Annotated in this window: 17 protein-coding genes; 10 read left to right on the top strand and 7 right to left on the bottom strand. The window is 63.3% G+C overall.

Annotated features, from left to right (window positions below; all coding sequences use genetic code 11):
* Positions 1-13: 13 nt before the first annotated feature.
* Entirely contained in the window at positions 14-547 is a 534-nt protein-coding gene (locus tag EN824_RS28945) for a TetR/AcrR family transcriptional regulator (protein WP_127278764.1), read from the bottom strand.
* A 145-nt stretch (positions 548-692) separates the two neighbouring features.
* Between EN824_RS28945 and EN824_RS28940 the strand changes: the two genes are divergently transcribed.
* Both EN824_RS28940 and EN824_RS28935 read left to right on the top strand, forming a co-directional pair.
* Entirely contained in the window at positions 693-2,066 is a 1,374-nt protein-coding gene (locus tag EN824_RS28940) for an efflux RND transporter periplasmic adaptor subunit (protein ID WP_127278765.1), read from the top strand.
* Positions 2,063-5,146, top strand: coding sequence for an efflux RND transporter permease subunit (locus EN824_RS28935; RefSeq protein WP_135863051.1), 3,084 nt, complete (start codon positions 2,063-2,065; stop codon positions 5,144-5,146). The genes EN824_RS28940 and EN824_RS28935 overlap by 4 nt, the downstream gene beginning before the upstream one ends.
* 105 nt (positions 5,147-5,251) lie before the next feature.
* On the opposite strand, the gene EN824_RS28930 is transcribed toward EN824_RS28935, so the two are convergent.
* Entirely contained in the window at positions 5,252-5,707 is a 456-nt protein-coding gene (locus EN824_RS28930; RefSeq protein WP_127275743.1) for a L,D-transpeptidase, read from the bottom strand.
* Positions 5,708-6,049: 342 nt separating this feature from the next.
* On the opposite strand from EN824_RS28930, the gene EN824_RS28925 reads away from it, so the two are divergent.
* Together EN824_RS28925 and EN824_RS28920 are read left to right on the top strand one after the other, a co-directional pair.
* The gene (locus EN824_RS28925; RefSeq protein WP_127275744.1) at positions 6,050-6,382 is read left to right on the top strand and encodes a hypothetical protein; all 333 of its coding nucleotides are present in this window, start codon (positions 6,050-6,052) and stop codon (positions 6,380-6,382) included.
* A gap of 40 nt (positions 6,383-6,422) precedes the next feature.
* Positions 6,423-6,590, top strand: coding sequence for a hypothetical protein (locus EN824_RS28920; RefSeq protein WP_127275745.1), 168 nt, complete (start codon positions 6,423-6,425; stop codon positions 6,588-6,590).
* Between the two features lie 71 nt (positions 6,591-6,661).
* Here EN824_RS28920 and EN824_RS28915 read toward each other — a convergent pair whose 3' ends face one another.
* Positions 6,662-7,363, bottom strand: coding sequence for a response regulator transcription factor (locus EN824_RS28915; protein ID WP_127275746.1), 702 nt, complete (start codon positions 7,361-7,363; stop codon positions 6,662-6,664).
* 45 nt (positions 7,364-7,408) lie between these two features.
* On the opposite strand from EN824_RS28915, the gene EN824_RS28910 reads away from it, so the two are divergent.
* Together EN824_RS28910 and EN824_RS28905 are read left to right on the top strand one after the other, a co-directional pair.
* Positions 7,409-8,182: a response regulator transcription factor gene (locus EN824_RS28910; protein WP_189343576.1), complete on the top strand. Its 774-nt coding sequence runs from the start codon at positions 7,409-7,411 to the stop codon at positions 8,180-8,182.
* A gap of 77 nt (positions 8,183-8,259) precedes the next feature.
* Positions 8,260-10,347, top strand: a complete 2,088-nt coding sequence (locus EN824_RS28905; protein ID WP_189522245.1) for a PAS domain S-box protein — start codon at positions 8,260-8,262, stop codon at positions 10,345-10,347.
* Positions 10,348-10,480: 133 nt separating this feature from the next.
* Here the strand turns inward: EN824_RS28905 and EN824_RS28900 are convergent, their stop codons facing one another.
* On the bottom strand, positions 10,481-10,888 hold the full coding sequence (locus EN824_RS28900) for a hypothetical protein (RefSeq protein ID WP_127872167.1): 408 nt from the start codon (positions 10,886-10,888) through the stop codon (positions 10,481-10,483).
* A gap of 438 nt (positions 10,889-11,326) precedes the next feature.
* On the opposite strand from EN824_RS28900, the gene EN824_RS28895 reads away from it, so the two are divergent.
* Complete coding sequence (locus EN824_RS28895) at positions 11,327-12,529, top strand: aromatic ring-hydroxylating dioxygenase subunit alpha (protein WP_135918130.1); 1,203 nt, start codon at positions 11,327-11,329, stop codon at positions 12,527-12,529.
* Between the two features lie 10 nt (positions 12,530-12,539).
* On the opposite strand, the gene EN824_RS28890 is transcribed toward EN824_RS28895, so the two are convergent.
* Positions 12,540-13,958, bottom strand: coding sequence for an aminotransferase (locus tag EN824_RS28890; RefSeq protein ID WP_127275749.1), 1,419 nt, complete (start codon positions 13,956-13,958; stop codon positions 12,540-12,542).
* 269 nt (positions 13,959-14,227) lie between these two features.
* Here EN824_RS28890 and EN824_RS28885 point away from each other — a divergent pair, with 269 nt between their 5' ends.
* From EN824_RS28885 to EN824_RS28875, 3 genes are read left to right on the top strand one after another with little or no spacing between them, the layout of a single operon-like run.
* Complete coding sequence (locus EN824_RS28885) at positions 14,228-15,145, top strand: ABC transporter permease (RefSeq protein ID WP_127872038.1); 918 nt, start codon at positions 14,228-14,230, stop codon at positions 15,143-15,145.
* Positions 15,142-15,963, top strand: coding sequence for an ABC transporter permease (locus EN824_RS28880; protein WP_127275751.1), 822 nt, complete (start codon positions 15,142-15,144; stop codon positions 15,961-15,963). The genes EN824_RS28885 and EN824_RS28880 overlap by 4 nt, the downstream gene beginning before the upstream one ends.
* A gap of 52 nt (positions 15,964-16,015) precedes the next feature.
* The gene (locus tag EN824_RS28875) at positions 16,016-17,089 is read left to right on the top strand and encodes an ABC transporter ATP-binding protein (protein ID WP_135932969.1); all 1,074 of its coding nucleotides are present in this window, start codon (positions 16,016-16,018) and stop codon (positions 17,087-17,089) included.
* On the opposite strand, the gene EN824_RS28870 is transcribed toward EN824_RS28875, so the two are convergent.
* Complete coding sequence (locus EN824_RS28870; protein WP_135932968.1) at positions 17,053-18,363, bottom strand: flavin monoamine oxidase family protein; 1,311 nt, start codon at positions 18,361-18,363, stop codon at positions 17,053-17,055. The genes EN824_RS28875 and EN824_RS28870 overlap by 37 nt on opposite strands.
* Positions 18,360-19,436, bottom strand: a complete 1,077-nt coding sequence (locus tag EN824_RS28865; RefSeq protein WP_135918125.1) for an extracellular solute-binding protein — start codon at positions 19,434-19,436, stop codon at positions 18,360-18,362. Before EN824_RS28865 ends, EN824_RS28870 begins: the two co-directional genes overlap by 4 nt.
* Positions 19,437-19,859 lie beyond the last annotated feature (423 nt).

The following is a 19,859-nucleotide window of genomic DNA, read 5'->3' as shown; positions in this document are numbered from 1 at the left end:
CCGGCCAGGCAGCCTATTTGGCGATATCGAGAAGTGAGGATACCAAAAGCTCGCGTTCGTCCTTCGACAGCACGTCGGAATCGAACAGGTTCATGCTGCGCAGTCCTTCGATCGCGAGATAGCAGACCAGCAGCGATTTGAGGTCCGGCGTCTCGCCTTTCAGGCGCTCGAAAAGCTGCCGCTTGAATGTCTTTATCGGCGTCATGAAATCGGGATCCTCGGCGATCGCCGAAAAGATCCAGGATGCGGACGGCTGCTTTTCCTCGCAATCCTCCGCTGACAGCTTGATATAGACGGCGAGGGGATTTTTGTCGTTGTCGTTGCTGTTCGCCGATTCCAGCGCTTGCTCGAAATCGCGTAGATAACCTTCGACAAGGCCCTGCATCAATTTGGCCTTGGTGGGAAAATTGTAGAGCAGTCCGCCCTTCGACACGCCGGCGCGGCTGGCGACGGCATCAAGCGACAGGCTACCAGGCCCGGATTCCCGGGCAACATCAGCCGCCGCGGCGAGAATCTTCTCGCGCGAATTCGGTCGTTGGGCTCTCATGGCGCCTCCCTAAGCAAGCTTAGGCCCAATTGACAAGACCGTCCAGACGGTACAGTAAGACCGCCATTATTTGAAATCGGGACCTGCGGTCGATATGTGTCCCGATGTCCGCGCTTCGCGCCGGATTTCGACTGAGGGGACTTCCTTGTTCAAGCGCATACTCCGTATATTTCTCATTATTGTGGTCCTTGCCGTGCTCGTCATCGTGGTCGGCGGCATCGTCGGCTTCAACTTCCTGCGCGACAACGGCATCAAGCAGTATTTCGCCACCATGAAGCCGCCGGCGGCGACCGTGTCGACGACCATCGCCAAGCCGTCGAACTGGACGCCGGGCGTCGAGGCCATAGGTACTGTCAGCGCGGTGCGTGGCGTCGACCTGACTGTCGAAACCGCCGGCATCGTCAAGGAGATCCTCTTCCATGCCAACCAGAAGGTTGCGGATGGCGCGGTCCTGCTGCAGCTCGATGATGCCGTCGAGCGGGCCGATCTCGAAGCGACGAAGGCGCAAGTGGCGCTCGTCGAGACGGCGCTGACGCGCGCCGTCGAACTGCAGAAGCGCGGCGTTAATGCGGAAGCTACGCTCGACACAGCGCGGGCGACGGCATCGGCCACCGCCGCGCAGGTGAACAAGCTGCAGGCGGTGCTTGACCAGAAGCAGCTGAGGGCGCCGTTCAGCGGCACGGTGGGCATCCCCAAGATCGATCTCGGCCAGTACCTAGCGACCGGCACGTCCGTGGTAACCTTGCAGGATCTGGACACGATGCGGGTCGACTTCTCGGTTCCCGAACAGCAGCTGCCGTTGCTCCAGATCGGCCAGACCGTTCGGCTTGGCCAGGGCGGCGGCGACATGCCTTTCGCCGGCAAAATCCGTGGCATCGACCCCAAGATCGACCCGTCCAGCCGGCTGGTGAACATCCGGGCGGAAGTCGCCAATCCCGAAGGCAGATTGACCCCTGGCCAGTTCGTGCAGGTGCGTGTCGAGCTGCCCGAGGAGCAGGACGTGCTGTCACTGCCGCAGACGGCGCTGACCACCAGCCTCTATGGCGACTACATCTTCGTGGTGCAGCCGGCCAAACCCGCCGGGGCGGCCCCCGCGCAGCCAGCCAAGCCGGAGGAAAAGCCAGCCGCGGCGGCCACCGACAAGCCGGCGGATGCCAAGCCTGCGGACGCCAAGCCGGCGGACGCGATGAAACCGGCAGCCGAAGCCCTGAAGCCGGCTGCTGAAGCCAAGCTCGCAGACGCAGCCAAGCCAGCGGACAAGGCCGCTTCCGACGCCGCCAAGCCGGCCGATCCGGCCAAGCCGGCGGCGGAAGCCGACAAGCCGGCGCTGGTCCTGTCACAGGTCTTCGTCAAGCCCGGCCGCCACAATCAGGGCATGGTCGAGATCGTCGAGGGTCTGAAGGCCGGCGACGAGGTCGTCACCGCGGGTCAGAACCGGCTCTTCAACGGCATGTCCGTCAACGTCGACAACACGATCGATCCGACCAAATCGGCGAACAAACAGGCCGACCAGCAATGAGCTTTTCCGATCTCTTCATCCGCCGGCCCGTCCTTTCGACGGTCCTTGCCTGCATGATCCTGCTGCTCGGGTTCCAGGGTATCTTCAACCTGTCGATCCGGCAGTATCCAAAGGTCGACGAAACGGCGATCACCATCACGACGGCCTATCCGGGCGCCAGCGCCGACCTGATCCAGGGCTTCATCTCCGCCCCGATCGCGCGCGCCGTCGCCTCGACCGAGAACATCGACTACGTCACCTCGTCCAGCCGTCCGTCCTCCAGCACCGTGACGGTGCAGATGAAGCTCGGCTCCAATCCCGACGTGGCGCTGACCGAAGTGCTGTCCAAGGTCCAGGGCGTGCGCGGCACCTTGCCGGACGCCTCCAAGGACCCGGTAATCGTCAAGGGTACGGGTCAGCAGTTCGCGATGATGTACATCTCGATGCAGAATCCGAACATGACCAAGGAGCAGCTGACCGAGTATATCGAGCGCGTCATCAGGCCCCGCATGTCGACGGTCGAAGGCGTCGCCGACGTGCAGATCTTCGGCGCCCAGGAATACTCGATGCGCGTCTGGATCGACCCGGTCAGGCTCGCCGCCCGCGGCGTGACGGCTGCCGAGGTGCTGACGGCGATCAACAACTCCAACTTCCTGTCGGCGCCCGGCAACACCCAGAACGAATATGTCGTCTCTTCTATCACGGTGCGCTCGACGCTGCAGACGCCCGAGGCGTTCGCGGCTCTACCGCTACGTTCGACCGACGGCAACGTAGTGCGCCTGCGCGATGTGGCTCGCGTCGAACTCGCCGCCGCCAACACCGACACAAGGGTCTCCTTCAACGGCAAGCCCGGCACCTTCCTCGCCATCTTCCCAACCCCGGCGGCCAATCCGCTGACCACCGCGGCCGCGCTCACCAAGCTCGTCCCGCAGATTCAGGAGACGCTGCCCAAAGGCATGACGATCGAGGTCGTCTACGACGCGACCGGTCAGATCAGCGCCTCGATCGACGAGGTGTTCAAGACCATCGGCGAGGCGGTTGCCATCGTCGTCGTCGTCATCCTGCTGTTCCTCGGTTCGTTCCGCTCGGTGATGATGCCGATCATCACCATCCCGCTGTCGCTGATCGGCGTCTGCTTCCTTTTGTTCGCGGTGGGCTATTCGATCAATCTTCTGTCGCTGCTGGCCATGGTGCTGGCGATCGGCCTTGTCGTCGACGACGCCATCGTGGTGGTGGAAAACATCCACCGCCACATGGAAGAAGACCACATGCCGCCCATGCAAGCGGCCTTCAGCGGCATGCGCGAGATCGCGTCGGCCATCGTCGCCATGACCATGACGCTGGCCGCCGTGTTCGCGCCGCTGGCCTTCACCGGCGGCCTGACCGGCGCCCTGTTCCGCGAATTCGCGGTGACGCTTGCCGGATCCGTGGTGCTGTCTGGCGTCATTGCCATCACCATTACGCCGATGATGTCGGCGCGCCTCCTGAAGCCCGGCAATGCCGGCCGCTTCCAGCGCATCGTCGACGGCACCTTCTCGCGTGTCGAGCACGTCTATGAGCGCGCCGTCACGGGGTCTTTGAACTATCGCCCGCTGACGCTGCTCATTGTGCTGGCGCTTGTCGGCGTGACCGGCTTCATGTTCACCAAGACCTCGACGGAACTGGCGCCGGAAGAAGATCAGGGCTTCCTGCTCTCGCTGGTGACGGGGCCGCGCTATGCGACCTCCGATTACACCGAGACCTACGTCAACCAGATCCTGGGCCTGGTGAAGGATATCCCCGAAACACGGGCGCAGTTCTCCGCCGTCGCGTTCGGCGGCACGACCAACAGCGCCTTCGTCGGTTTTGCCTTCAAGGATTGGGCGGAGCGGAAGCGCAATTCGAAGGAACTGCAGGCCGACATTACGGCTCGTATCGCCAAGGTGGCGGGTGTCCAGGCCTTTGTCTTCGCGCCGCCGACGCTACCAGGCTCCGGCGGCGGCTTGCCGATCTCCATGGTGGTGCGCTCGACCGGCGATTCCGCTCAGGTGTTCGAGGAAGCCGAGAAGATCAAGAACAAGGCGCAGGCCTCGGGCCGCTTCATCGTCGTCCAGAATTCGATGGCCTATGATGCGCCGCAGGTGACGGTGACTATCGACCGCGACCGCGCCGCCGCCCTCAACCTGCCGATCGCCGATATCGGCCGCACGCTGACGCTGCTGGTCGGCGGCGCTGAAGTGGCGCAGTTCGACCGCGACTCCAACAGCTACGACATCATTCCGCAGGTGCCGCAGGAATTCCGCGACAATCCCGAAAAGCTCGGCCAATACTTCGTACGCAGCGTGACGGGCGAGATGGTGCCGCTGTCGGCCGTGGTCACGATTTCGAACAATGCCTCGCCGGCGGCCATCGAGCAGTTCAACCAGTTGAATTCGTCGACGATCTCGGCGCTGCCGCTGCCCGGTGTCACAACCGGCGACGGTTTGAAAGTCCTCGAGGACATTGCGAAGGAGAGCCTGCCCGACACCTTCTTCATCGACTATTCCGGCCAGTCCCGGCAGGAGAAGGAACAGGGCAACACGATCCTGATCGCTTTCGGCGCGGCCGTCATTGTCATCTATCTGGTGCTGGCGGCGCAGTTTGAAAGCTTCCGCGATCCGCTGATCATCATGATGGCGGTGCCATTGTCGATCTTCGGCGCGATCGTGCCGCTCAATTTGGGCCTCGGCACGCTCAATATCTACACCCAGGTCGGACTGATCACGCTGATCGGCCTGATCACCAAGCACGGCATTCTGCTGGTCGAATTCGCCAACCAGCAGCGAGAACTGCATGGCATGCGGCGGCGTGACGCCATCATCGCCTCGGCCAAGGTGCGCCTGCGGCCGATCCTCATGACGACGGCCGCGATGGCGCTGGGCGTGGTGCCGCTGATCGTTTCCAGCGGTGCCGGTGCCGCGGCCCGCTATTCGATGGGCCTCGTCATCTTCACCGGCATCCTGGTCGGCACCATGTTCACGCTGTTCGTCGTGCCCATGTTCTACACCTTCATCGCCAGCAAGGACCTGCCGCATCTGGCGGAAAAGCCGGATCCGAAGCTGATGCCGGCGCTGCCGAGCTGACGCACAGGACGCAAGAAACAAAAAGAGGCCGGAATTTTTCCGGCCTCTTTTTTTGGCGGTCGCTCCAGCAGCTCCGGCATATGGCCGAGCGCGGCAACCTGCCTGCTACTTGACGATGACGATGCTGGTGTTGGCCGGCCCGAAGGTCTCGACAAGCTGGTAGAAATCGGCGGCATTGTCCGGATGCAGCCGCACGCAGCCATGCGAGGCCGGCTGGCCGAGGCGCTTGATGGCATAGGTGGCATGAACCGCGTAGCCACCGCTGAAAAAGACCGAATGCGGCATCGGCGCGTTGTCGTACTTTTTCGAATACCACATCTCGTGCATGCGCGTCGGCTTGAACGAGCCGGTCGGCGTCACATGCGCCCTGTCGCCGGTGGAAACCTTCCAGGCGAAGGTCGGCCGGCCGTCGACCGAGACTTCCATGACCTGCTGCGACAGCGAAACGCGTGCCACGACGGTGTTGGCGGCATGCGCGGCGTTTGCGCCGAACAGAAGCACGCTGCCCATGAACGCGGCGGCGGTGATGTTGATGAGCTTTGCGGAAATGGCGGTGTGCATGACGTTCCCTCTCTCTGCCGATCAGGCCGGCTCCAATTCGATGGGTGGCTTATCCCTCCCGCATGTTTCGGTGATATTTCGCGAAATACGCGTTTGTGTTTCGAATTTGTTTCCCCGGTTAACAGAGCAATCGGTATCGTCGGCAACTGTCCCATCCGAAACACGTGGTCAGGGATGACGTACATAGGTATTCATACCGAAACGAAAGTTCGACTTGCCGCTATATGAAAGGATGGAGGCGAATTTCGAAACCAAACTGCAACAAAGCGCGGCTTTTGGCGGCATGATCCGGATACGGACGGGAGGCAAAAGTTGACGCAACGAAAGCAGACGGCAACGACCATGGGAACGAAAACGAACACGCGGTCCTGGCTCTTCAGGATCAGCATCGCGGCGGCGGCCATCGGCGGCGTCGGCAGCATTGCCGGCCGCCCGGCGGCGAAGCTGGCAGCGATGAGTTCGAGCGAGATTTCGACCCTGCACGTCGCTCTGTTTTGCGCCACGGTCTGGATTGTTTCCAGCCTGCGCATCGCCCGGTTGAAGGCCCTCTGGCGGGTTGGCCTTCGGCTGCTGGTTTTGCGCGGCCCCTCCGGCAACTTGCTGCCGAGAGGACCGAAGGCCCGCGCCGCGACGGGGGGCTCCGTGGGCGGCGCGGGCACTTCGGGAGTTTCCTGAAGCGACCCGCGACACCGGCATTTTTTGGGGAATTCCGACGATGAAAACGAAATTCGCAGCTTCCGTGCTTTCCGCGCTGCTCTATGCGCAGGGTCTGCTCGGCTTTGCCGCACTCGCCAGCGTGCTCCTCAAGGAACGCGCTCACGCAAGCGAGTTCGTCGCCGGCGGCGACATGGCCTCGGGTCCGTCATTGCTGGTGGTGCGCTGAACCTCGCGCGCATCGGCGCGGAAATGGAAGGGCCGATGCTGATCCGGGCAACAAGCGGGAAAAGGCAGCCGTCAGTCGGCGAACTGCCGCGGCGGATCGAACCTGTAGCCGGCGCCGCGTATGGTGGTGATGGTCTCGGTATCGAGCTTGCGGCGCAGCCGCACGATGCGCGAGTCGATCGAGCGATCGAAGGCGTCGGCATTCTCGGCCGGCGCCGCCGCGATAATGTCGTCACGCGTCAGCACCTTGCGCGGGCTCGCCAGGAACAGCCTGAGCAGCGCCACCTGGCCGGGCGAGAGCTGCTCCTGCGTACCGGAGCGATGCATGACGATCGCCGATCTCAGATCGACGGTCGCGTTCTCCAGCACGATCAGTTCCTGGGTGCCCCTGCCACGCCGCGAAAGCAGGCCGCCGACACGCGCGGCGAGTTCCCTGACATTGAGCGGACTTTCGACGACGTCGGCGGCACCGAGCTCCAGCGCCAGCACCTTGTCGAGGAGATCGGCCGGCCGGCATATCAGGATGAAATCCGGTCCATGTTCGCCGCCCCCGCCTTGGCCGCCATAACGCCTGAGCAGATCCCGCCCTTCCGCCTGGCTGAGGCTATCCCCGACGACGACGACATCGATGCCTCTGCCCTCCAGCAGCGATTCCGCCTCCCAGGGCTGCCGCGCCTGACGCACGTCATGGCCGCGCCGCTCAAGATGGTCGGCAAGCTCGGTCGCCACGACCTCGGCGACGGAAACAAGCGCGATGACGGCTCGTGCGGCCATGTTTTCCAACCGTTCCCTGGCAACCGGATATGAGTGCTGGACATCATGTTTATACCCAATCTACTTTCCACTGAAAGTGGGAGCGAGAGCATCGTGCGGGCAAGAATTGTCATCGTCGAGGACGAGCCCGACCTGAGGGACGCGGTCGCCGAATATCTCGGCGCCGCGGGCTATGATGTGGCGACCGCGGAAACCGCGGCCGCCGCGCGCAGCCTGATCGAGACGCAGCCCTTCCATCTGGCCATCCTCGACATCGCCATGCCTGGCGAGGATGGCCTGTCGCTCGGCCGCTGGCTGCGCTCGAAAATGCCGATCGGCATCATCTATGCGACCGCCGCCGGCACCGCGCTCGACCGCATCGTCGGGCTGGAACTCGGCGCCGACGACTATATCGTCAAGCCGTATGAACTGCGCGAGGTGCTGGCCAGGGTGCGCAGCGTGCTGCGCCGTGTCCCGCAGCCGACAGAGCCGCAGGACAGGAAAGCCAGGACCGACCGCCGCTCCGTCGCCTTCGGCCCCTTCCAGGCCGATCTCGACGGCAGGCTGGTCACCGGCGCCAACGGCACTGTGATCGACATGGCCAAGAGCGAATTCGACGTGCTGGAGGTTTTCCTGACCCGCGCCAACCGGCTCTTGACCCGGGCTGCGATCTCCGAGGCGATCGGCTTCACCGAGGATCCGGAATCATCGCGCGCCGTCGACATCCGCATCATGCGTCTGCGCAAGAAGATCGAGACGGACCCGGCCAATCCGAAATTCCTGCGCACGGTACGCGGCGAAGGCTATATCTTCTCGCTGCCGACCGGCGACGGCAACTGAGCGTCAGACCCACGGGGGTTCCGCTCCACGGCCGTTGCCAGCCGATCGATGGCGTGACTCTGGAATAGCGGCTGACAATGACGGGCGACACGGCAAGCACGGATATGCAGGGTTTCAGGCAAGGCGCGGCGATGGCGGCCGTGCGTGTCGTGCGCCGGCTGCGCGAGGCAGGCGACTGGCAGCGCGAAATGGACGGCGTATTGGAAACGCTGTGCCACGCCATGGAATGCCAGCGCGGCATCCTGTTCCGCTTGCGCGAACTGCCCGGCCAGGGTTTCGCTCAGTCGGTCGCCGCCTATTGGATCGACCCCGATTTTGGCGGCGAACTGGCCTCACCGACCGTCATCATGCAGTCGATCGTCAATTCGGATCCGCTGCTGGAGCGGCTGGCCGAGGATGAGCGGCAAGGCAAGATATTCGCCGGGCATACGCGTGATCTCTCGGGGTTCCTGAGGGCCGATTTCGAAAAGCAGAACATCAAGTCGTTCCTGTCGGTGTCGGTCTTCGCGCACGGCCATCTCTGGGGCACGCTCGCGGTCAATGATTGCGTCGAGGAGCGTGAATGGACCGATGAGGAAGAGGCGACGCTGCACATCATCGCGCTCGCCATCGGCGACGCCATCGAACACTCCCCTTCCGACGCCCATGCCAGCGAGGTGATCCGCCGCACCATGTTGCAGGCCTCGCTCGACGCCATCATCGTCATCGACGAGGCCGGATCGATCATCGAATTCAATCCGGCCGCGGAAAAGATGTTCGGCTTCCAGCGCAGCGAAATCCTCGGCAAGGACCTGCTCGATACCGTCGTTCCGGAATATTACCGCAAGGGCTATGCCTCGGGCGCGGACTACATGTCCGGCCGCGGCGCGCCGATGGTCGGCCAGCGGCTCGAGACGGTGACGCAGAATGCCGCCGGCGAGGTCTTTCCGATCGAGCTGACGGCGACCGAGATGCGGGTCGCCGACCGCCGGCTGATCTTCGGCTCCATCCGCGACCTGCGCGAGCGACTGCGCGCCGAGGAGGAGATCAACCGGCAGCGCGAGAAGCTGCACCAGAACGAGAAGATGGCGGCGATGGGCTCGCTGCTCGCGGGCGTCTCGCACGAACTCAACAACCCGCTGGCCGTGGTGGTCGCGCAATCGACGCTGCTGCATGAATTCGCAAGCGATCCACAGACCAAGGTGCGCGCCGAAAAGGTGCGCGCCGCCGCCGAGCGCTGCGGGCGCATCGTCAAGAGCTTCCTGTCGATGGTCCGCCTCCATCCGGCGGCGCAGGCCGAGACCGATCTCAACCAGGTGATCCGCGCCGCTCTCGAAGTGACCGCCTATGGCGCGCGCTCGAGCGGCATCATCATCGATACCGATTTCGCGCCGGGTCCCCTGCTGGCCATGGCCGACGCCGACCACGTGACGCAGGTGGCGGCCAATTTCCTCATCAACAGCCAGCACGCCCTGGCTGGCGTCGCCGGCGATCGGCTGATCAAGGTGCGGAGCTTCCGTGGCGACCGGGGCAATCCCGGCTTCTCGGTCGAGGACAACGGCCCCGGCATTCCCGAAGCCATCCGCTCCCGCATCTTCGAATCCTATTTCACCACCAAGCCGGTCGGTGTCGGCACCGGCATCGGCCTGTCGATTTCGAAATCCATCATCGAGCGGCACAATGGCAATGTCTGGTTCGAGGAAGTGCAGCCGAGAGGCGCGCGTTTCGTCGTCCAGTTGCCCGCTATCTCGGCAGGCATGATCGCAGCTGGCGAAAGCCAGCCGCGATCGAGCGGCCTGCGCCATGCCCTGATCATCGATGACGAGCCTGACGTCGCCGGTTCCTTGTCCGACATTCTCGAACTGATGGGCATCAAGTCGCGGATCGCGCCGGTCTGGGAATCGGGCGCCGCCACCTTGAGCGGCCACATGCCGCCGGACATCGTCTTTTCGGATCTGCGCATGCCCGGCACATCAGGCATTTCGATCTACCGCGAACTGCTCGCCGAGCGCCCCGACCTGGCGCGGCGCTTCGTGCTGGTCACCGGCGACCTCATCGGCGCGAAGGCGGAAATCGAGGCGTTGCCGGCGCAGCAGCGGCCCCAGATCCTCGAAAAACCGTTCAGCACGCTGGATGTACGCAGCGTGCTTTCGACCATTGCCGAGCAGGCCGCGTTGAAAGCATAAAAAGAGGCCCCCGGCCGACGTGCGGCGGGAGCCGAGGAGAGCGCTGGAGGTGCGCTCGGGGAGGTCAGGGTATGATCCCCAAACGGGAACCTGTTTTCGGAATCATGCCCAGCCAGAAACCCGGAGACAAAAATCAGAAGATGTTCGGCGTGCTGGTCACCGGCACGGCGTTGGCGATCATGCGGATCGCGCGGACCTTGTGCGTTCCGGACTGCTGGGCGATGGCGCGCAGGCAATCCACGCTCTCGGCGCCCCAGGCTTGCCCCTTGCAGGCGAAATCGATCGCTGGCATCGGCAGGCGGGCGGTCGTGGTTGTGGTCGGCGCACCTTCGATGACGTTGGCAGGCGGATTCAACGAAGCGAAGGCCGGACCGACCGTCGGCGTGAACGCCATGCCGGCGAAGGCGCAAGCAGCCAGCGCCATGAACATTGCCATCGGGTGGTCGCTGGCACGCTGGCGAAGGGCCAGCTTCGGGCGGCGGTCAGCGCGCTCTGGAGCCTGAAAGCGGTTGCCGCTGGTGATCTGGACTTTCGCATGCATCATCTTCCCCTTCGTTGATTTTCTTTTTGCGATAAAACGAATTTAATCGCGCTCTGTAACGGCGCAAAGGTGACGAGAGCGCGGCAATGTAACCGGATTGAAACATCGATGCGGGCAGGAACGGTCAAAATCGGTCATTGGCTATTTTGACCTGAGTGGCGGGTTGCCCTCCGTGGGCCGCAGGGGCTTTCTTGCCAGCGCAATACCTTGTCCGAGGGGCGCGATTTGCAGCGTGAACCGGCGACGGGGCGGAGGTTATGGAAGTCCGGCTAACACCCGGATTTTCCGGGGTTTTCGGGGCCCGCGGCGGAGCCGGATGCCGTTGGAACCTGGGCTTACATTTTCGATACGGAATCTGCGTATTTCCACAAGCCATTGCATTTCAATGCAAAATATGATTATATTGAATGCATATTCAATAAAAAGAAGAGACGGTTCATGAACCCGCACCTCCGTGACGTGGCAATCCCGAACGATTGGGACCGGCGGGGATTACCGGGCTGGAGTTACCATTCCGCCGCCCTTCTAGAACTGGAGAAGGAGTATGTTTTCCGCAATCATTGGCAGATCGCCGGACATGTCTGCGACATACCGAATGCCGGTGATTATCTCACCATGGATGTCATTGGCGAGCGCGCTCTGATCGTACGCGGCAAGGACGGCGTCGTGCGCGGCTTCAACAACATGTGCCGCCACCGCGGCAGCCGCGTCGTGGCCGACAGCCAGGGCAATTGCAAGAACGCGCTGGTCTGCCCGTTCCATGGCTGGGTCTACAACCTCGACGGTACGTTGCGCGGCGCCGCCCGGCCGCGCTCCTTCCCCGATCTCGACAAGACCGAGTTCGGCCTGATGCCGCTCGATCTCGAAGTCTGGATGGGCTTCATCTTCATCCGCTTCCGCAATGGCGGGCCACAGCCCTCGGTCGCCGAGCTGTTGAAGCCGATCGAACCCGAATTCGCACACTACAAGGCCGCCGACATGGTGCCCTCCTGGGGCATCTGGACCCAGAAGACACCGGTCAACTGGAAGTCGGTGCGCGACGTCGACAATGAAGGCTATCACGTCGCCATGGCGCATCCGGCCCTGCAGGATCTCTATGGCGCCACCTATTTCGACGAGCCCTTCATCAACGGCGTCTCGCGCTCCTTCGCCACCTACAACCCGCATGCCGGCCGCCGCTGGAGCGTCAGGAACTACGTCAAGATCGCGCCGGAGCCGACGCATCTGCCGGACCATCTCAGGAAGGCCTGGGTCTATTACGGCATCTTCCCCAACGCCGTTCTGTCGGTGATGCCGGAATCGGTGCAGTTCTACCAGGAGTTCCCGCTGTCGACGGGTGAGACCCTGCTGCGTGGCGCCATCTATCGCTACCGCGATGAAAGTCGCGAGCAGGCCGCTGCCCGCTACCTCTCCTTCCGTATCGATCGTGACACCATGTCGGAAGATGTGCAGCTCTCGGTCTGGTCGAACGAATCCATGCTGTCCGAGGCCTTCGAGGGGTTTTACCTCTCCGACCTCGAATATGGCGTACGCACCCACCACGACCACCTGCGCAAGCAGATTCCGGTGCTGGGCCTGGAGACCGCGCCAGAGGAAAAGGACATGTGGAATCTGAACGACGCGCTGCGGTCGCGAGGGTAGAAGCTGCCAATCACCCCCGCCACACGCCTTCTTTCCTGAGATCATCCATCGTGCGTGAAATGCCTTCGCGCAAGATGCCAACCATGTCGTCGATCTGCTCGCGCGTGATGATCAGTGGCGGCGACATCACGCACATGTTGATCAGTGGCCGCACCAGCAGGCCAAGTTCGTGGCAGTGGGCGTCGATGCGCTTGCCGACATCCTTGTCGAGTTGCAGTGGATCCTTGCTTTCGCGGTCGGCGACGCATTCCACGCAGCCCATCAGCCCCACGCCGCGCACCTCGCCGACCAGCGGCAGCTCTTCCAACGTCTTCAACCGCGCCTGGAAATAGGGCGCGACCGCCTGCGTGTGGGCAAGCACGCTTTCCTCCAGCAGGTCGAGATTCTTCAAGGCCACCGCGCAGCCGACGGGATGGCTGGTGTAGGTCAGGCCATGGCCGAACAGCGCATCGGGATGGTTGGACCGGCGCAGGTTTTCCAGCAGCCGCTCCGAGATGATGACGCCGCCGAGCGGGAAATAGCCTGAGGTGACGCCCTTGGCGAAGGTGATCATGTCCGGATCGATGCCGAACACATCGCCCGAGGCAAAGACATGGCCAAGCCGGCCGAAGCCCGTCACCACCTCGTCGGAGACGTAGAGGATGTCGTTGCCACGGCAGATCTCGCGGATACGCTTGAGATAGCCGTCGGGCGGCACGACGACGCCGCCGGAAGCCTGCACCGGTTCGCCGACGAAGGCGCCTATTCTGTCAGCGCCGACGCGCGCCACCGTGTCGCGGAACTGGTCGACGAGGAAATCGGTGAAGGCGGCAAGGCTCATCCCTTGCGGGCGCCTGAACGGATCGGGCGAGGACAGCTTGACCACCAATTCGTCGGCGCCGTCCATCCAGTCGCGATCGCGCGGACGGCCATTGAGCGAGGCCGACAGATAGGTCGAGCCATGATAGGCGCCGCCTCGGCTCAGGATGAGCTTCTTTTCCGGCCGGCCACGCACATTGTTGTAGAACTGCATGAAGCGCAGCGCCGTCTCGACCGCGGACGAACCGCCCGTGGTGTAGAAGACATGGCTGAGTTCGCCTGGGGCATGGCCGGCGATGCGTTTGGCAAGCTCCGCCGATGGCGCGTTCATCGTGTACCAAGGCGTGTTGTAGGACAGCGCCATCGCCTGATCGTACATCACCCTGGCGAGTTCCTCTCGACGATGGCCGACATTGACGCACCACATGCCGGCAGGCCCATCGATCAGCCGCTTGCCGGTGCTGTCGGTGATGTAGATGCCATCGCCCTCACCGATCAGCGCGCGCGCCTCCGAACCGACGGAACCGGCATAAGGCCAGGGCTGGATGAGATGACGCCTGGCCAGTTCGGCCGCATCGTCGTTGCCAGGGCCAGCCGTTTCGCGTGCCTTCAGATCTCTCAGAGCCGCCATCATCGCCTCCACATCATCCCTCGAATTTCCCGGGCATCAATCCGGTCCGCCATGGCCGAAATCGTCGCCCTGCTCACCCGATTTTGAATGTCCGTTCAATCAACATTGCAGAATTAGCGCTTGATTTCAATCCGCGGATGCGCGCATGATGAAAGAAAGCCGGCAAGGGGAACAATAGCCGGCGCCAGCCCAATGGGATGCCGTATGGCGGGACAGTCCAGGCCAGCAACCGAGATCGCACCCGGAGCCCTGCCCCCCGGTGCCCTGCAATGACTGTGGCTGCGGAAGGGTCGCCCCCGTTGCGCATGACGCGGGCCAGACGAAATGCCCTTCTGCGATCCGAGCCCGTACAGGGCTTTGCCCTGATCAGCCCGACTTTCCTCTACGCGCTGATCCTGTTGGTCCTGCCGATCATGGTGGTCATCGCCCATTCCTTCTGGACGCAGCACTACCTGACCATCGACCGCACCTTCACGCTGGAGAACTACCGCGTCGCGCTGACCGAGCCGATCTACCGCGATCTGTTGTGGCGCTCGCTCTACATCTCGCTGACGGTCAGCCTGTTCACCGTCGTCCTCGCCTACCCGATCGCCTACTTCATTTCCTTCCATGGCGGCCGTCACAAGAGCCTCTGGCTGTTCCTCATCACCATACCGTTCTGGACCAGCTATCTCTTGCGCGTGATGTCGTGGAAGGTCATCCTGGGCTATAACGGCGTCTTGAATTCCGGCCTGATGGGCCTCGGCATCATCGACGAACCGTCGACAGCCCTGCTCTACAATTCGAGCGCCGTCATCATCACCCTCACCCATGCCTGGGCGGCCTTCGCCATTCTGCCGATCTTCGTGTCCCTGGAGAAGGTCGACCGCACGCTGGTCGAAGCGGCTACCGATCTTGGCGATGGCCCCTTGCGCTCGTTCCTGCGCGTGACCTTGCCGCTGTCGGCGCCAGGCATCATTTCCGCGGCGCTGATCGTCATGATCCCGACGGTCGGCGACTATGTCACGCCAAAGCTCGTCGGCGGCAAGGACGGCGTCATGATCGCCAACGCTATCCAGGCGCAGTTCGGCAAGGCCGCCAACTGGCCGCTCGGCGCCGCACTTTCCGTCACCACCATGCTGATCGTCTCCCTGATGGCGGGCGCCACGGTGCTGATCATCCGCACCTTGCAGAGGATGGCGCGATGAGAGCGCGGCGCTTCCTGCCGGGCGGCTGGCTGTCGGCCTATGCGTTCCTCTACATCGTCTTCCTCTATCTGCCCGTCATCTTCCTGCCGATCTTCTCGATCAACACGGCGGCGACGCCGAAATTCCCGCTGACCGGCTTCACCCTGCAATGGTACGAAGACCTGCCGCGCACGCCGGCGCTGCTCGACGCCGCCTGGAACAGCCTGATCGTCGGCGTCTCGGCGGCCATCCTCTCCACCGTACTCGGCATCCTCGCCGCCCGCTCGATCACCCGCTACCGCTATCCCGGCCGCCGCGCCATCAACGGGCTGATCATGGCGCCGCTTGTGCTGCCCGAAGTCATCGTTGCCATCTCCATGCTGCTGGTGATGCTGCAGCTTGGTTTGAGCTTGTCACTGTTCACCGTCGTGCTTGGCCACGTCCTGGTCTGCATTCCCTATTCGATGACGGTGCTGACCTCCGGCTTCGAAGGTTTCGACCGCAGCCTCGAGGAAGCCTCCGCCGATCTCGGCGAAAGCGCCTTCGGCACCTTCCGGCGCGTGACGTTGCCCATGGTGGCGCCGGCGATCATTTCCAGCCTGCTGGTCTGCTTCACCATCTCGCTGGACGAGTTCATCATCGCCTTCTTCCTGACAGGCACCGAGGCGACACTGCCGATCTACATCTGGGGCCAGTTGCGTTTCGCGTCGAAGCTGCCCGGCGTGCTGGCGCTGGGCACGCTGCTTTTGGTCGCCTCCTTCCTGCTGATGACGATCGCCGAAATCCTGCGTCGCCGCGCGGCCAGGCGTACCCAGAACGAGGGAGGCCTCTATGCCTGAGCAGCAGCGGATCGAGCGCCCTCACGCGGACAGGATCCAATCCGAAAGGCCGATGATCGAGATCCGCAACGTCACCCGCAGCTACGGAGCGTTCAAGGCGCTGGACGACGCCTCCCTGACCATTAGGGAAGGCGAGTTCTTCTCGTTGCTTGGACCCTCCGGTTGCGGCAAGACCACGCTTTTGCGCATGATCGCCGGCTTCGACAATCCGACCAGCGGATCGATCGCGGTCGGCGGCCAGCCCATGGAAGGCATCCCGGCCAACCGCCGGCCAACCAACATGGTGTTCCAGAGCTACGCGATCTTCCCGCACCTCAATGTCGAGCAGAACGTCGCCTACGGGCTGAAGCGGTTGAAGCTGCAGGGCGGCGAAGAGAAGCGCCGAGTTGAGGAAGCACTGGGGCAGGTCTCGCTCACCGGCCTCGGCAAGCGGCTTGCCACCGAGCTTTCCGGCGGCCAGCGCCAGCGCGTCGCGCTTGCCCGCGCCCTGGTAATGCGGCCAAAAGTTCTGCTGCTCGACGAGCCGCTCTCGGCGCTTGACAAGAAGCTACGCGAGCAGATGCAAGTCGAGTTGCGCCGGCTGCAGCAGGCGGTCGGCATCACTTTCGTGCTGGTCACCCACGACCAGTACGAGGCGCTCGCCATGTCCGACCGCATCGCCGTGATGTTCGGCGGCAAGATCGCGCAGGTCGCCTCGCCAAAGGAAATCTACCAGCGTCCGGTCAACCGCCAGGTCGCCGACTTTCTTGGCGGCATGAATTTCGTCAAGGCCGAGATCGTCGAGGAGAATCGCGCCTCGCTGATCGTCGACACGCTCGGATTCGGCCGCATCAAGACCGACAAGCCCAAGGCCTTCGTTCGCAATGGCGGCGCCGCGACGCTCGGCATCCGACCGGAACGCCTGCGCGTGCTTTGGGACAACGCGACAGCCAAATTCGAGGTTGCCGGCAAGGTGGTCGAGCGCCACTATTTCGGCGAGATCACCCATCTGATCGTCGAAATTCCGGGCCTGGAAAAGCCGCTGTCGGTGACAGAGACCAACGATTTCGGCGCCGACGATATCCCGGTCGGCACCCCGATCCGCCTCGCCTATGATCCCGAAGCCCTGGTCGCGATGGCCGACTGAACATCGGCGATGATACTGCGTGCCGCGATGCGCCCGGCCACGATTGCGCCTTCGACATAGCCCGGGAATGAGGGCGACAATTCCGACGAAGCGAAATGCAGCGGCGGCGCACCGGCAAGAATGGTGCGTTCGGCATCCCTCGCCGTCACGTCGATGATCAGGTCGCTATAGGCACCGCCGCTCCAGCCATCGTGCGTCCAGTCGCGGCGGCTGAAATCGAGACTGTCCGCGGCCTCCGAACCGAGCGCCTCCACAAGCCTCATCGTCACCTGCGCCCGCAGGTCCGCCTCGCCGAGTTCGTGCCAGCGCAGCGCCAGCGGCCCGCCAACGAAGACGACAAGCGCCGCATGATCGGGATCCTTGCTGGCGTCGCAGGCAAACAGCCCCGGCAGATCGCGCCACATCACCATCCCGCTCAAATCCCGCTCGCGCCAGAATGGCCTGGGATAGCGCACCAGGATCTTGATCACGGCGCCGCTCTCCCAGGCGCCGAGCGCCCTGTCCAAGGCTGCTGGCAAGGCGGGTGTAAAATCGAGCTTCGCGGCTGTCGCCGGCGGCACGGCCACCAGAACGGCGCGCGCTTCGATCACGCCATTGCTCGAGACAACACGAACCCCTGGCGGACCATATTCGATGCGGGTGACCGGTTCACCGAGCCTCACCCGGCCGCCGAAATCCCTAGCCAGATCGTCGGCCACCGACTGCATGGTCTCGCGCAGGGAATATTGCAGCTCCGGCACCTCATTGGTGATGCGCCGGTCATTGTCGATCAGGTACCAGAGCGGCACCTTCTCCAGGGCCAGGCACCACAGGCCTTCGATCATCGACCGGAAGGCCGCCTTGGCGTCAGCTGTGTCGTTCTGGCCTTCGAGCCAGTCGGCAACGGTCAGGCCCTCGATCGCGGGATCGTTGGGCTCGATCCTGTTCATGCGTTCGCGGATCGCCATCGAGGCATGATAGGTGCGCTCGGCTCTCGGGGCCGACATCGCCGGATGGGTGATGAAATCGCCCTCGACGTAGGTCTCGACGAAGGTCTTGGCGCGGACCCGGGCCAGTTCCATCAGCTGCGGCATGTCCTCGCACAGGAACTGGCCGCCGCTGTCGATGCGCTCGCCAAGTCCGTTTCGCACCGCCTCGACGCGGCCGCCGACACGATCGCGGGCTTCCACCAGCACGAAATCGACGCCGGCGCGCTTCAATTCGATCGCGGCCGAGAGGCCGGTGAAGCCAGCCCCGACGATGACGACGCCGGTCCTTTCGGTCTTGTCGCTCAATAGCCGGCCTTGATCTTCTCGAACTCGGCGACCATGCGCCGCTTCAACTCCGGCGCGACGGGCTGCTGGAACAAGGTCTTGTCGAGGAACTTGTCGAGATTGTCGAAGCCGCGGTCGGCCAGCACCTTGTGGTCGATCGCAGCCATCCCGGCGCCATTGCCGTGGCCGTAGCCGAAGGTCTTGACCATATAGTCCGACACGCCGGGCGCATTGACGGCGCTGAGGAAATCATAGGCCTCGTCGAGCTTGCCTGGCGCATCCTTCATCAGCACGTAGCCGCACACCCAGGTCGAAATCCCTTCGTTGGTCTCGCGGTTCATGGCGATCGGCAGCCCCTGTCCCTTCAGCGTCACGAAGGTCTCGTTCCAGCCCCAGACGAGGTCGACCTCGTTGCCGATAAAGGCCTGGTTGAGGTCGGTGTCGTCGGTCCAGTAGAAACGGATGTTCTTGTGCACGTCACGCAGGAAAGCGGACGCCTGCTTGAACTGGTCGTCGGTCATCTTGGTCCAGTCCTTGAGACCGATGACTAGGCTCGCCAGCGCATAGGCGTCATCGACATTGTCGCCGATGGTGACGCGGCCCTTGAACCGCGGATCGGCGAAAATCTTGAGCGACTGTGCCTGTTGGGCCGTCACCTTGTCGGTGCGGTAGAGCAGCGAGGTGTTGCCCCAGTCGAATGGCATGAACCAAGCCTTGCCGTCGGCGGTGACGGCGAGATCCTTCATCGCCATGATACCTGGATTGAGATCCTTCCAGCCAGCGATCCGGGACGTGTCGAGCGGCTGCAGCAGGCCGGCCTCGCGCCACTTCACCACGCTTTGCGAGCAGGGATGCGCGACATCGGCCTTGAAGCCTGCGCGCATCTTCTCGAAGGCCTCGTCCTCGTCGCCGAAGAAAGCAAAGGTCGGCTCGGCGCCGTATTTGGTCGTGTACGCCGGATGCAGCAGCGGATCCTCATAGCCCGACCAGTCGAATACGACGAGGTTACCGCCGCCTTCGGCGAGCGCGTAAACCGCGCCGGCGCCAACCATGCAGGCGGCGGCGACAACAAGACGGCGAAGCGCGGAATTCATGGTGCGAAAACTCCCCCATCGCGAAAGATGCCGAGAGCGAGGTTAGGAGAATTCCCAAGCTTTGGCGAGGCCGCGAATTCGATGGAGCAACCACTTCGGACCAACTTGCGGCCGGGACCGGCAATCATTGAAGTCAGCGCTGCCCCTCATCGCCCTGCCGGGCACTTCTCCCCGTATAGCGACGGGGAGAAGAAGGCTGCCCGCAGTGCCGGCACTCTTCCTGCAACGTCGGCGATTGGCGAAACCGGCGACGACAGCGCCCCTCTCCCCGTCACTATACGGGGAGAGGATGCCGGTGTCCGAACCGGATAGATAGGTAACAGAATGGACCGATAGCATGGGTGACAGTTTTCTTGTCCGCCGGGAGGACCGGCGATGGTTTGGCGAGAAACTGGGATCATGGACGAGCGGCTACGGTTTGTT

This window comes from Mesorhizobium sp. M8A.F.Ca.ET.181.01.1.1 (assembly GCF_004792025.1).
Taxonomy (GTDB): domain Bacteria; phylum Pseudomonadota; class Alphaproteobacteria; order Rhizobiales; family Rhizobiaceae; genus Mesorhizobium.
The sequence above is the reverse complement of the archived record's forward strand: the minus strand, read 5'-3'. Positions and strand labels throughout refer to the sequence as shown.

Coding starts and splice junctions, on each gene's coding strand:
- EN824_RS28880 (WP_127275751.1), top strand. CDS start 15,142: ATGAGAGCGCGGCGCTTCCTGCCGGGCGGCTGGCTGTCGGCCTATGCG.
- EN824_RS28905 (WP_189522245.1), top strand. CDS start 8,260: ATGACGGGCGACACGGCAAGCACGGATATGCAGGGTTTCAGGCAAGGC.
- EN824_RS28895 (WP_135918130.1), top strand. CDS start 11,327: ATGAACCCGCACCTCCGTGACGTGGCAATCCCGAACGATTGGGACCGG.
- EN824_RS28945 (WP_127278764.1), bottom strand. CDS start 547: ATGAGAGCCCAACGACCGAATTCGCGCGAGAAGATTCTCGCCGCGGCG.
- EN824_RS28885 (WP_127872038.1), top strand. CDS start 14,228: ATGACTGTGGCTGCGGAAGGGTCGCCCCCGTTGCGCATGACGCGGGCC.
- EN824_RS28865 (WP_135918125.1), bottom strand. CDS start 19,436: ATGAATTCCGCGCTTCGCCGTCTTGTTGTCGCCGCCGCCTGCATGGTT.
- EN824_RS28875 (WP_135932969.1), top strand. CDS start 16,016: ATGATCGAGATCCGCAACGTCACCCGCAGCTACGGAGCGTTCAAGGCG.
- EN824_RS28920 (WP_127275745.1), top strand. CDS start 6,423: ATGAAAACGAAATTCGCAGCTTCCGTGCTTTCCGCGCTGCTCTATGCG.
- EN824_RS28930 (WP_127275743.1), bottom strand. CDS start 5,707: ATGCACACCGCCATTTCCGCAAAGCTCATCAACATCACCGCCGCCGCG.
- EN824_RS28915 (WP_127275746.1), bottom strand. CDS start 7,363: ATGGCCGCACGAGCCGTCATCGCGCTTGTTTCCGTCGCCGAGGTCGTG.
- EN824_RS28890 (WP_127275749.1), bottom strand. CDS start 13,958: ATGGCGGCTCTGAGAGATCTGAAGGCACGCGAAACGGCTGGCCCTGGC.
- EN824_RS28910 (WP_189343576.1), top strand. CDS start 7,409: ATGTTTATACCCAATCTACTTTCCACTGAAAGTGGGAGCGAGAGCATC.
- EN824_RS28900 (WP_127872167.1), bottom strand. CDS start 10,888: ATGCATGCGAAAGTCCAGATCACCAGCGGCAACCGCTTTCAGGCTCCA.
- EN824_RS28925 (WP_127275744.1), top strand. CDS start 6,050: ATGGGAACGAAAACGAACACGCGGTCCTGGCTCTTCAGGATCAGCATC.
- EN824_RS28935 (WP_135863051.1), top strand. CDS start 2,063: ATGAGCTTTTCCGATCTCTTCATCCGCCGGCCCGTCCTTTCGACGGTC.